The sequence below is a fragment of the Streptomyces sp. 2A115 genome, assembly GCF_052245575.1.
In the GTDB taxonomy this organism is placed as follows: Bacteria; Actinomycetota; Actinomycetes; order Streptomycetales; family Streptomycetaceae; genus Streptomyces.
Genome location: NZ_JBQQCG010000046.1, coordinates 77,935 through 88,692, shown reverse-complemented (window position 1 = coordinate 88,692; position 10,758 = coordinate 77,935). Strand labels below are relative to the sequence as shown.

Sequence of the window (10,758 nt, the reverse complement as noted above, 5' to 3'; positions counted from 1 at the left end):
CGCACGCCTGGTGCGGCTCGGTGCGAACGCGCTCAGACGTGCCGCACGGGGATGGTCCGGGTGCCCGCATTAGGGCCTGTCTGTGGTTGTGATCAATGGGCTTTCAGGAGGCTGCGGATCCAGACGGTCGTTGCGCGGAGATGGAGTCCGGCGAGGTAGCTCTCGGGCGACTTGTCATAGCGGGTGGCGATGCCTCGCCAGTCCTTCATCTTGTTGATGGCGGAGCTTGCCCTCTTCCCGCATCAGCCGGACGGATTCGGGGGTGAGGACGGTCTCGCCGTCGGCGGTCTTTCCCGATCGGAGCTGGAGCGATGCGAAGGCCGCCAGGTCGCTCAGGTCACCACGCGGCGCGCCTGCTGCAGAACACCCGGCCCCAGATCGCCCTGATGCGCCCCGACCCGCAGACGAGGGCGCTGTGGGAGATGTTCTCCGACCTGATGGACCTCGACGACGCCCACCGGTACGTCGCCGACATGCTCGCCGGCATGGACGTCCGGTACGACCTGGGCGACGACCACCGGCTCGTCGGCACCCTGTGCCCGGACATGAAGTTGACGCTGGAGCGGCCCGACCCGGACGTCGTCACCGCGGTGACCCGGTCGGCGGACCTGCTGCGTGAGGGTCGTGGGCTCCTGCCCGACCTCGTCGACCGCGCGCAGGTCCGCGACGCCGCGGCCGCGTGGACCGGACGGGTCAACACCGTCACCGCCCGCACGGACCGGGTGGACGTCGACGCGTTGCTCATCCGGCCCGACGGCTGTGTCGCCTGGGCCTTGCCTACCGGGCAGGACCTCGACGCCACCACGCTGGTGCGTGCGCTGGGCACCTGGTTCGGCCAACCGGCCTGAGCACCGTACTAACAGTCGTCTCAGGTTCGCTCGGTAGGAAGTAGGCATCCAGATAAGCGATGCAACCCGTATGTAGGAGGCTAGTGATGGCAGTCAACGCAGCGCCGTCCGGGGAAGCGCCGGCCGGTCGGTTGGCAGGCCGGTGGGTGCCATGGTTGGTGATTGGCTTGTGGCTGGTGCTGGCGGCGGGCATGGTGCCGCTGAGCGGAAAGTTGAGCTCGGTCACCACCGACAGCGCCGTGGACACCCTGCCGGCCAGCGCCGAGTCCACCAAGGTGGCGGTGCTGGACGACAGTCTCCCCGGCGGTGACAACAACACGTTCATCTTCGTGTACCACCGCGCCGGCGGCATGACCGCCGCCGACCGCGCGGCGGTCGAGCGCCACTACGACACCCTTGCCAAGCGGTACCCGCCGAAGGCGACGGCGGCGGCCGACGAGGACGACGAGGGCTCACCGACGAGCCTCTCCACCGACCGCAAGGCGATGATGTTCACCCTCGAGGTGAGCACGGACTACGGCGCACCGGAGGACGTCGTCGGCCCGTTACGTGACGCCGCGAAGGGCCGCCCCTCCGGCCTGGAACTCGACGTGACCGGCCCGGGCGCGATCGACGGCGACATGGATGCCGTCTTCGACGGCATCGACGTGCAGGTCCTCCTTACCACCATCGTCGTCGTCACGCTCCTGCTCATCCTCACCTACCGCAGCCCGGTGTTGTGGATCATCCCGCTGGTGGCCGTTGGCGCGGCCGCACTGACCTCGATGGGGACCGTCTACCTGCTCGTCAAGGGCTTCGGCATCGTGGTCAACGACCAGAACTCGGCGCTGCTGACGATCCTGGTATTCGGCGTCGGCACGGACTACGCGCTGTTGCTCATCGCTCGATATCGGGAGGCACTGCACCACCATGAGAACGTCCGGGTCGCGATGGTCCACGCGCTACGCGGCGCGGCGCCGGCCATCGTCGCGTCCGCGGCCACCGTGGTCGCCGGCCTGCTCTGCCTGCTCGTCGCGGACCTGAACAGCACCAGCGGGTTGGGCCCGATCGGTGCGGCCGGCATCCTGTGCGCGCTGGTGGCCATGCTGACGCTGTTCCCGGCGGTGCTCGTGGTGCTCGGCAGGCGGATCTTCTGGCCGGCCATCCCGCGGTTCAGCACGGCCGTGGAGGAGAAGCCGGGGCTGTGGGGACGGCTCGGCACCGCCATCAGCCGCCGCCGGTGGGTGGCGACGCTCGGCTCGCTCGGAGTCCTCGGCGTGCTCGCCCTCGGGCTGGCGGGCAACACCGGCGCCCTGCGGGAGCAGGACCAGTTCCTGTCCGCGCCGGAGTCGGTCACCGGCTTCACTGTCCTCCGCCAGCACTTCCCGGAGCTCGGCGGCCAGCCGATGACGATCTTCACGCGGCCGGCGCACCAGGAGCGGGTGCTCGACATCGTCAAGGACACTCGCGGTGTGGCCCTGGCCATCCCGGAGCAGACCAGCCGTGGCTGGGCCAACATCTCCGTGTTCCCGAAGGACGCACCGGACACCGTCGCAGAGTACGACACGATCAAGCGGGTGCGCATGGCCATGCACGCGGTGAGCGGGGCGGAGGCGATCGTCGGCGGGCCGAGTGCGGAGAACCTCGACACCGAGGTGACCACCAAGCGCGACGAGAAGCTGGTGATCCCGCTGGTGCTCGCCGTCGTCCTGATCGTCCTCGGGCTGCTGCTGCGCGCGATCCTGGCCCCGCTGGTCCTGATGGCCACCGTGATCGTCTCATTCGCCGCAGCCTTCGGCGGCAGCGTGTTCGTCTTCGACACGATCCTCGGGTTCAAGGGGATCGACTATTCGGTGCCGCTGCTGGCATTCCTGTTCCTGGTGGCGCTCGGCGTCGACTACAACATCTTCCTGGCCAGCCGGGCCCGGGAGGAGACCGTGCGTCTCGGCACCAGAGAGGGCATGCTCAAAGCCCTCTCGGCCACCGGTGGCGTCATCACCTCGGCAGGCCTGGTCCTGGCGGCCACGTTCGCGGTCCTCGCCACACTTCCGCTGGTGATGCTGATCGAGGTCGGGTTCCTGGTCGCCTTCGGCGTGCTGCTCGACGCCCTGCTGGTGCGGTCGGTCCTGGTGCCCGCCCTCACCTTGCTGATCGGCCGGCGGATGTGGTGGCCGAGCCGGCTGTCCCGTCCAGCGGCGGAGCTGCCGGACGGTCAACAGCCGCTCGCCGACGACGAGGAGCCCGCGCTGCAACGGTGAGCGCGGCGGCACGGACGAGATCCGGGACGGGCACCCAGGCCCGTCCCGGATTTTTTTCATGGGCCCGACGGTCGCCGCCCTTTGGTCCCGCGCCACGCGCCGGGGCTGGGGTCGGCGCACCGTGTCCTGCCCGGTGGCGGGCCGCGCGGGCCATTGCCCGAGGGCCGCCGTCCCTTGGTCCTGCGCCGTGCGGCCGGGGCTGGGGTCGGCGCACCGTGTCCTGCCCGGTGGCGGGCCGCGCGGGCCATTGCCCGAGGGCCGCCGTCCCTTGGTCCTGCGCCGTGCGGCCGGGGCTGGGGTCGGCGCACCGTGTCCTGCCCGGTGGCGGGCCGCGCGGGCCATTGCCCGAGGGCCGCCGTCCCTTGTCCCGCGCCGCGCCGCCGGGGCGGGTCAGCGCACCGCGGTGTCCTCCCCGGCGGTGAGCCGCGCGATCGCGGGCGGGGCCGCGGCCGGAAGGTCGACCCGAAGCAGCGCACCACCGCGTGCGGAGCGGGCGACGGCGGCCCGGCCGCCGTGGGCGTCGACGACCCGCTGCACGATCGACAGCCCCAGACCGGATCCCGGCAACGCCCGGGCGCTGTCGGCACGGTAGAACCGGTCGAACACCCGCGGTACGTCGGCGGCGTCGATGCCCGGCCCTGCGTCGTCGACCTCGAGCACGACCGACGCGCCCTCGGCACGGAGCCGGACCTGGACCGGCTGGTCCGCGGGGGACCACTTGCCGGCGTTGTCGATGAGGTTGAGCACCGCCCGCTCGAGCGCAGCGGGACGCCCGCTCACCCACACAGAGGTCACGTCGAGCGCGACCTCGATGTCGGGCACGCGGGAACCCGCCCGGGTCGCGGCGGCCACCACCACGTCGGCGAGGTCGAGCACCTCGGTGCTCTCGTCGCTGACGTCACCGCGCGCCAGGTCGGTCAGCTCGGCGGCAAGGGTGCTCAACTCGTCCACCTGGGCGCCGAGATCGTTGAGCAGCCGGGTCCGGCTCTCCGCCGGCAGTGCGCTGTCCAGGGTGCCGCGCCGATCGAGCCGGATCAGCAGCTCGACGTTGAGGCGCAGGCTGGTGAGCGGGGTCTTGAGCTCGTGGGCGGCGTCCTCGGCGAGCAGCCGCTGAGCCCGCCGGGAGTCCCGGAGCGCGGCGAGCATGTCGTTGATCGACTGGATCAGCCGCCGGATCTCCCCACCGCCCTCATCCGGGATGTCGGCGTCGAGATCCCGGGTGTGCGCGACACGTACCGCGGCGGCGGTCAGCCGGTCGATCGGTGCCAGCCCGGTCCGCGCCACGGTCCGCCCGACAAGGGCGCCGCCGACCACGCAGAGCAGCCCGATCAGCAGCATGCCCAACCCGAACCGGTTGATCGGGCTGTCGTCGACGACGCGGGCCACCTGGACCGCGCCGTCGCCCGCCCGCAGCGTGTAGATGACGTAGCCGTCCTCGTCGCTGTCGTTCGACTCCATCAGGTCGGCCGACGCGCCCTGCGCCACGCGCCCGGCGTCCGCGCTGACCGGGGGCAGCGCGGGTTGGCCGGCCGACGTCCGGATCGAGCCGTCGGGCAGGATGACCCGCACCAGCCGACCGGATCCGGGATACGGCGGTAGCTGGACCTGCGCCAGACCGGCGCGCTCCGCGTTCGTCGCCAGGACGCGGGAGTCGGCGCGCAGCTGATTCTCGGCGGTGTCCTGCAGCTCCCAGTCCAGTAGCTCGCTGGCCACCTGGAAGGCCACGAACACGCTGACCGCGATGGCCGTCGCCGCGATCACCGTCAGCCTGGCCCGCAGGGACCACCGGCGCCACCATCGGGTCAGCCGGCGCGGTTCCCGGCCGGCGGACCTGCTCACGGAGGAGTCTCCCGCAACGTGTATCCCAGGCCGCGCAGCGTGTAGATCAATCGCGGCTCACCCTCGGCCTCCATCTTGCGGCGCAGGTAGCTCACGTATACCTGGAGGTTGTTGGCGGTGGCGCTCATGTCGAAGCCCCAGATCGCCTCGAACAGCGCGTCGCGGGTCAGGACCCGGGTCGCGTTGCTCATGAGGACCTGCAGGAGGGAGAACTCGGTCCGGGTCAGGCGCAGCGGCCGCGCGCCCCGCCACGCCTCGAACCTGTCGGGATCGAGCCGGACGTCGGCGAACGACAGGATCTGCGACTCCTCGTCGGTCGGCGTGCGCCGGCGCAGCAGGGCCCGCACCCGGGCCAGCAACTCCTCGGTGGCGAACGGCTTGGGCAGGTAGTCGTCGGCGCCCGCGTCCAGCCCCGCGACCCGGTCGGAGACCTGGTCACGGGCGGTCAGCATCAGCACCGGCAGATCCCGACCCGCGGCCCGCAACCGCCGGCAGGTCTCCAACCCGCCGAGGCGGGGCATCATCACGTCGAGGAGCAGCAGATCCGGCGCGTCGCCACCGACCCCGTCGAGCACGGCGAGACCGTTGGCGACGGTGCTGGTGTCGTAACCCTCGACCTGGAGCACCCGCTCCAGCGAATCCCGGATGGCCGCTTCATCATCCGCGATCATGATCCGCACGCCGGCCCGCCCCCCTCCAGTCGATGCTTTTGCCGCTCATTGTCCCCGATCAACCTGAGGCCAGGATTAGAGCGTCGCTGGGGACCGCGCTCTTACGGATACCTAAGAAATAGAACCTACCGTCGGCTCATGAGCAGGGGAGGACCAGATGACCGGCATCGCACCCGGCAACCAGACAGTAGATCCTCCGCGCCGGTCACGGGCGCTCGGCGTCCCCAGGTGGCTCCCGCGCCCAACCCTCATCATCCTGCGGCTGCTGCCATTGATCCCGGTGCTCCTGGTGACCATGCTGCTGGCCGCTGCGCTCACCGGCGACGACGGCGCCGTGGCCACGCTGAAGCAGAACGCCGCCGGCATACTCGGAAACGCCGCGTTGCTGAGTCTCGCCGTGACGTTCGCGATCACGCCGGTCACCACGGTCACCGGCTGGCGATGGCACCAGATCCTGGCGCGGGACCTCGGATTGTGGACCTTCGCCCTCGCCGCCCTGGACCTGGTCCTCGCCGCCACGATGTCCACCGACGGCTGGCGCGCCGGGGTGGCCGGCCAGGCGTTCCTCGCCGCCGGTACCCTCGCCACCCTGCTGCTTGTCCCCCTCGCCATCACCTCCAACCGGTGGTCGATGCGCCGGTTCGGCAGCGACTGGAAGTGACTGCACCGGCTCGTCTACGTCGTGCTGGCGCTCGTCACGCTCCACCTGCTCCTGCTGCCGGGTTGCCCCGAGGAATCCGGGCAGTTGATGGTGTTCGTCCCGTCCCTGCTGCTGCGGATCCCACCGGTGCGCGCCGGGTGATCCGGGCCCGCGAATCCTTCCTCCGCTGGCGCGCCGGCGGACACCCGGAGGTCTGAGAGGGAGGAATAGGAGTACATAGGAGTTTTGTCGTCGCCTGAACATGTGGCGGTGCGGCATCCCGGCCGTTTGGCGGCCATGGGCATGTTGGGCTGGGCACCGTGAGCGAGCGCAAGCCCTACAAGACCGATCTGTCCGACGAGCAGTGGTCGCTAGTCGAGCCGGTGATCGCTGCGTGGAAGGCCGCGCATCCCTCGGTCAGCGGCCATCGGGGCCGGTACGAGATGCGGGAGATCGTCAACGCGCTGCTCTACCAGGGCCGGACCGGTTGTCAGTGGGAGCTGCTCCCGCACGACTTTCCGCCGCCCGGCGCGGTGAAGTACTACTTCTACACCTGGCGTGACGACGGCATCGATCAGACCATTCACGATCTGCTGCGCTGGCAAGTGCGGGAAATGGCGCGTCGGAAGGCGGACCCGAGCCTGGTGGTGCTCGGCGCCCAGAGCGTGCACGCGGCGGCCGGAGTGCCCGCTGAGTCGACGGGGCGTGATGCGGCAAAAAAGTACCGGGCCGCAAGCGCGGCCTGGCCGTTGACGTTCTGGGGTTGGTGGTTGCGGTGCCGCCGTCGGGATCGCGCTGCTGGACAAGCTCGCCGCCGACACCGACGCCGTGGAGAAGGCCCTGGTCGACCAGGGCTTCAAGAACGCCGTCGTCTCGCACGAGGAGAAGGTGGGCATCGGGGTGGAGGTTGTGGAGCGCAATTCCGCGCAGACCGGGTTCGTTCCCCAGGCCAAGAGGTGGGCCGTGGAGCGTGCCTATGGAGTTACTAAGCCGCTACTAAGCCCCGCGCAGCAACCATCCAGTTGGCGTGACGCCGTGCCCTCCACGTGCCTTGGTCGGCGGCGATGAGCCAGAAACAGCCGACCGACAGGCACTGCAGGCCGCACCGCCCCGGTCTCCGCACGGCCTGCAGTGTCCCTAGCGGGGCACAGCGTGGAGCCCGTTTGCGACTTCCGATGCGCTTCCTGCGCGTAGGACGGCGACCAGTGCGCGGGATCGTGCGGCGCCGATATGCAGGCGCTTACGGAGCGTCTCGGCGGAGATCGGCCGCCGGTGGGTCTGCCAGTGCCGGGCATCTTCCGCTCGGGCGCGCTCGAGAAGATCCTGACCGTCGTCGGCCCGGACGGCAGGCTCGTCCGCCTGCACACTGCACAGCCGCCCGCCTGCGGGACCAGGCCCTCCCGATGGTGCTCTCGGCGCATCGGTGGCGACAGCGCGGATACCGCTGATGGCCTGTAGCAGGCCGGGGCCGACCCCTGCCCAGCCGATCAGCAGGAGCGGGCCGACCGCGTCGAAGCCCGCCCGCCCGTACGCACCGACGAGCAGCGGTTCGGTGACGTTCAGGGCGAGGGTAAGCAGGCTGGACAGGAGCAGCAGCCTGCGGGCAGGGCGCAGGGCCGTGGCAGGGGCGCCGTAGAGGGCGAGGTAGCGGATCGCCAGCAGCAGTGCCAGGACGGACAGGTCCACGGCCGGCGCGACGAGCGGGGCCACCCAGGCGGACACGCCCAAGCGCAGGGCCAGCGTCCACACATTGCCGAAGCCGAAGAGGAAGGCCAGGCCCACCACCGTCCCCGCAATCACGGTGACAGCGCGGAAGGCCAGCTGCTGCTCGCGCAGGCCGGCCCGCCGGACCGTCATCGCACCGGGCTCAGACATGATCACCAACCCCGATCCGCTGGTGGGTTTCCTGGGCACGTTCGGCGGCCGCGCTGGCACCGTAACGGCGCGGCATCTCCTGCGACGTCCAGCCGAGCAGCAGCATCAGGTCGCCGGTGTCGGCACCGGCGCGCTTCCACTCGTGGGCGAAGGTGTGCCGCCACCGGTGCGCGTGCAACTTGGCCAGTCCGGCGGCAAGGCCCCGCCGCTTGAGCATGATCTTGATGCCGTTGGGGGCCAGCGGCCGCGTCCCCCGCTCGGCCAGCCACAGCTCCGGCTGGTCGGCCGCCTTGTGCTTGGCGCGGGCCCGCAGATAGCGGCTGATGGCTCGCGCGGTCTTCGGCCCGAACCACACACGCCGATCCTTGCTGCCCTTGCCGTGGTAGTGCACGGACTCGGTGGTCAGGTCGATGTCCTCGAGTGCCAGGTTGCCAACCTCGGAGAGCCGCGCCCCTGTATTGCAGTACAGCCGGATGATCGCCTCGTCCCGCAACTGCACGAAATCCCTGCCCTTGCAGGTGCCCGAGGACCTTCGTGGTCTCCTCGTCACGGATGACCGGGACCAGCTTCTGCGGCATCTTCGGCTGCCGGACCCGCTCCATCGGCGACCGGTCGATCTCGCCCTCATCCAGCATCAGCCACTTGAAGAACTGCCGCAGCGCCTTGTGCTTGTGCACCGCGGTCGACGCCGACCGCGTCTCGATCATCCACGCCTGGAACGCCTCCACATGCGCCCGCGTAACGTCGACCGGATCCTCGGCCGCCGCGTCGGCATCCGGATCCGGCGAGTATTCCCCCGGATAGCGGCCCAACTGAGCGGCCGCCAGCAGATAGTTGTACCGGGTGGTCTCCGGATAGTTCCCCGACCGCAGCGAGCGGTCCCAGTCCCGCAGAAACCCCGACCAGGTCGTCGACAGCTCCGCAGTCATCTTGTCCAGGTCCAGCAGCGGCATCCTCGCAAACCTCCGAGTAAAGGCGCCGATGAGCGGCGTGCTCAACCTCGAAGATCGGAAACGACCCATACGAAAAGGGCCCTCACAGGCTTTCACCTGCGAAGACCCTTCACACTGTCGGGACGACAGGATTTGAACCTGCGACCCCTTGACCCCCAGTCAAGTGCGCTACCAAGCTGCGCCACGTCCCGATGCGCCCCGCCGCGGAGTTCCATGAGTGTCATGGAGTTCCGCGTGATCACGCAAACAGCACTTTACCCCACGCCACGGGCTGCTTCGAAGGGGGCCGTGAACGAGGGACAATCGGGGTATGAGCAGCACTTCTGGCGACGGACGGGACCGGGACACCGAGGGGCGGGCGCGTAACGCGCGGCCGCGGGACGGGCTCGGGCGACCCCTGCCGTACGGGACCGATGGGGTGGAGCGGCAGCCCGAAGGGGTCGTGCGTACGCCCGAGGAGACGGTCGTCGAGGCGCAGGCGTTGCTGGAGGCGGGGAAACCGTTCCACGCGCACGAGGTCTTCGAGGATGCGTGGAAGTCGGGGCCGACGGAGGAGCGGGCGTTGTGGCGGGGGCTGGCGCAGCTCGCGGTGGGGCTCACCCATGCGGCTCGGGGGAACCTGACGGGCGGGGCGCGGTTGCTCCGGCGGGGGGCCGGGGCGGTCGAGGAATGGGGAGCGGCCTCCGGGCGGTCGCGTCCGTACGGGTTGGAGCTGCCTGAACTCGCCTCCTGGGCACGGAAGTTGGCGGAGGTCGTGGAGCAGGACGAGAGGGCTGTGGACGCGGAGGCGTGGGCTCCGCGGTTGCGTGGGGGCAAGGCCTAGCGCAGGAGCAGGCACCCTGTCGCGGGGCGGCCTGCCGGGTGCGGTGGCGTGGCTGTCAGTGGGGTGCGGCACACTCGGGGTGTGCGAAAGATTCATGTCATCGGCATCGGGGCGGGCGATCCCGACCAACTGACCCTCCAGGCGGTCAAAGCGCTGAGGAGCACGGACGTGTTCTTCATCCTGGACAAGGGCGAGGTGAAGTCGGACCTCGTCCAGTTGCGCCGTGACATTCTCGACGCGCACATACCGGACGAGGAGTACCGGCTGGTGGAGGCGCGCGATCCGGAGCGGGACCGGGCCGCCGGAGGCGCGGGCTACTCCCCCGCGGTCGGGGACTGGCGCAGTGCCCGCGCCGACATCTACGAGCGGCTGATCACCGAGGAGCTGGGCGAGGACGAGAGCGGGGCGTTCCTCGTGTGGGGCGATCCCTCGTTGTACGACAGCACGCTCGGCATCCTGGAGGAGATCCTCGACCGGGGCGCGGTGGCCTTCGACTACGACGTCGTACCGGGCATCAGCAGCGTCTCGGCCCTGGTCGCCCGACATCGTACGGGGCTCAACCGCGTCGCCCGCCCTGTCCAGATCACCACGGGCCGGCGTCTCGCCGAGGGCTTCCCCGACGGTGTCGACGACGTGGTGGTCATGCTGGACGCCCACCAGACGTTCCAGCGGTACGCAGACGCCGACCAGGACATCGACATCTACTGGGGCGCGTACATAGGCACCCCAGACGAGATCCTGGCCTCCGGCCCCCTCGCGGAGACCGCCCCCCGTATCGCCGAGCTCCGCGCGCGGGCCCGGGAGCGCAAGGGCTGGATCATGGACACATACTTGCTGCGCAGGCGGCCACGGGGATAGGGCCACCCCCGGAG

At 70.3% G+C, this 10,758-nt stretch carries 9 protein-coding genes, 1 tRNA gene and 2 pseudogenes; 6 read left to right on the top strand and 6 right to left on the bottom strand.

What is annotated here, in order from left to right:
• Nucleotides 1–311 precede the first annotated feature (311 nt).
• Together ACTWQR_RS33080 and ACTWQR_RS33075 are read left to right on the top strand one after the other, a co-directional pair.
• A complete protein-coding gene (locus tag ACTWQR_RS33080; protein WP_443230887.1) occupies nucleotides 312–848 on the top strand; it encodes an aromatic-ring hydroxylase C-terminal domain-containing protein in 537 nt (178 codons plus the stop codon).
• A gap of 86 nt (nucleotides 849–934) precedes the next feature.
• Entirely contained in the window at nucleotides 935–3,085 is a 2,151-nt protein-coding gene (locus tag ACTWQR_RS33075; protein ID WP_443230886.1) for an MMPL family transporter, read from the top strand.
• A 390-nt stretch (nucleotides 3,086–3,475) separates the two neighbouring features.
• Here the strand turns inward: ACTWQR_RS33075 and ACTWQR_RS33070 are convergent, their stop codons facing one another.
• Together ACTWQR_RS33070 and ACTWQR_RS33065 are read right to left on the bottom strand one after the other, a co-directional pair.
• The gene (locus ACTWQR_RS33070) at nucleotides 3,476–4,924 is read right to left on the bottom strand and encodes a HAMP domain-containing sensor histidine kinase (protein ID WP_443230885.1); all 1,449 of its coding nucleotides are present in this window, start codon (nucleotides 4,922–4,924) and stop codon (nucleotides 3,476–3,478) included.
• A complete protein-coding gene (locus tag ACTWQR_RS33065; RefSeq protein WP_443230884.1) occupies nucleotides 4,921–5,604 on the bottom strand; it encodes a response regulator transcription factor in 684 nt (227 codons plus the stop codon). The genes ACTWQR_RS33070 and ACTWQR_RS33065 overlap by 4 nt, the downstream gene beginning before the upstream one ends.
• A 148-nt stretch (nucleotides 5,605–5,752) precedes the next feature.
• Here ACTWQR_RS33065 and ACTWQR_RS33060 point away from each other — a divergent pair, with 148 nt between their 5' ends.
• Together ACTWQR_RS33060 and ACTWQR_RS33055 are read left to right on the top strand one after the other, a co-directional pair.
• Entirely contained in the window at nucleotides 5,753–6,256 is a 504-nt protein-coding gene (locus tag ACTWQR_RS33060) for a hypothetical protein (RefSeq protein ID WP_443230883.1), read from the top strand.
• Nucleotides 6,257–6,555: 299 nt separating this feature from the next.
• Nucleotides 6,556–7,219, top strand: a pseudogene (locus ACTWQR_RS33055) (transposase); the annotation flags it as partial.
• 153 nt (nucleotides 7,220–7,372) lie between these two features.
• Here the strand turns inward: ACTWQR_RS33055 and ACTWQR_RS33050 are convergent.
• The 4 genes and pseudogenes from ACTWQR_RS33050 to ACTWQR_RS33035 all read right to left on the bottom strand — a co-directional run bounded on the left by ACTWQR_RS33050 (nucleotide 7,373) and on the right by ACTWQR_RS33035 (nucleotide 9,254).
• Nucleotides 7,373–8,110, bottom strand: coding sequence for a DUF2637 domain-containing protein (locus ACTWQR_RS33050; RefSeq protein WP_443230882.1), 738 nt, complete (start codon nucleotides 8,108–8,110; stop codon nucleotides 7,373–7,375).
• Nucleotides 8,103–8,609: a tyrosine-type recombinase/integrase gene (locus ACTWQR_RS33045; RefSeq protein WP_443230881.1), complete on the bottom strand. Its 507-nt coding sequence runs from the start codon at nucleotides 8,607–8,609 to the stop codon at nucleotides 8,103–8,105. Before ACTWQR_RS33045 ends, ACTWQR_RS33050 begins: the two co-directional genes overlap by 8 nt.
• Nucleotides 8,610–8,754: 145 nt before the next feature.
• A pseudogene (locus tag ACTWQR_RS33040) lies at nucleotides 8,755–9,039 on the bottom strand (phage integrase N-terminal SAM-like domain-containing protein); the annotation flags it as partial.
• 141 nt (nucleotides 9,040–9,180) lie between these two features.
• Nucleotides 9,181–9,254: transfer RNA gene (locus ACTWQR_RS33035), tRNA-Pro, on the bottom strand.
• Between the two features lie 119 nt (nucleotides 9,255–9,373).
• Between ACTWQR_RS33035 and ACTWQR_RS33030 the strand changes: the two genes are divergently transcribed.
• Both ACTWQR_RS33030 and cobF read left to right on the top strand, forming a co-directional pair.
• Nucleotides 9,374–9,886, top strand: a complete 513-nt coding sequence (locus tag ACTWQR_RS33030) for a DUF309 domain-containing protein (protein WP_443230880.1) — start codon at nucleotides 9,374–9,376, stop codon at nucleotides 9,884–9,886.
• A gap of 81 nt (nucleotides 9,887–9,967) precedes the next feature.
• Nucleotides 9,968–10,744 (top strand): precorrin-6A synthase (deacetylating), encoded by a 777-nt coding sequence (cobF, locus tag ACTWQR_RS33025; protein WP_443230879.1) that lies wholly within the window; start codon nucleotides 9,968–9,970, stop codon nucleotides 10,742–10,744.
• The last annotated feature ends 14 nt before the right edge of the window (nucleotides 10,745–10,758 follow it).

What these genes read in the sequence shown, in the direction of transcription:
- ACTWQR_RS33050 (WP_443230882.1), bottom strand. Translation starts at nt 8,110, where the DNA reads ATGTCTGAGCCCGGTGCGATGACGGTCCGGCGGGCCGGCCTGCGCGAG.
- ACTWQR_RS33030 (WP_443230880.1), top strand. Translation starts at nt 9,374, where the DNA reads ATGAGCAGCACTTCTGGCGACGGACGGGACCGGGACACCGAGGGGCGG.
- ACTWQR_RS33075 (WP_443230886.1), top strand. Translation starts at nt 935, where the DNA reads ATGGCAGTCAACGCAGCGCCGTCCGGGGAAGCGCCGGCCGGTCGGTTG.
- ACTWQR_RS33060 (WP_443230883.1), top strand. Translation starts at nt 5,753, where the DNA reads ATGACCGGCATCGCACCCGGCAACCAGACAGTAGATCCTCCGCGCCGG.
- ACTWQR_RS33080 (WP_443230887.1), top strand. Translation starts at nt 312, where the DNA reads ATGCGAAGGCCGCCAGGTCGCTCAGGTCACCACGCGGCGCGCCTGCTG.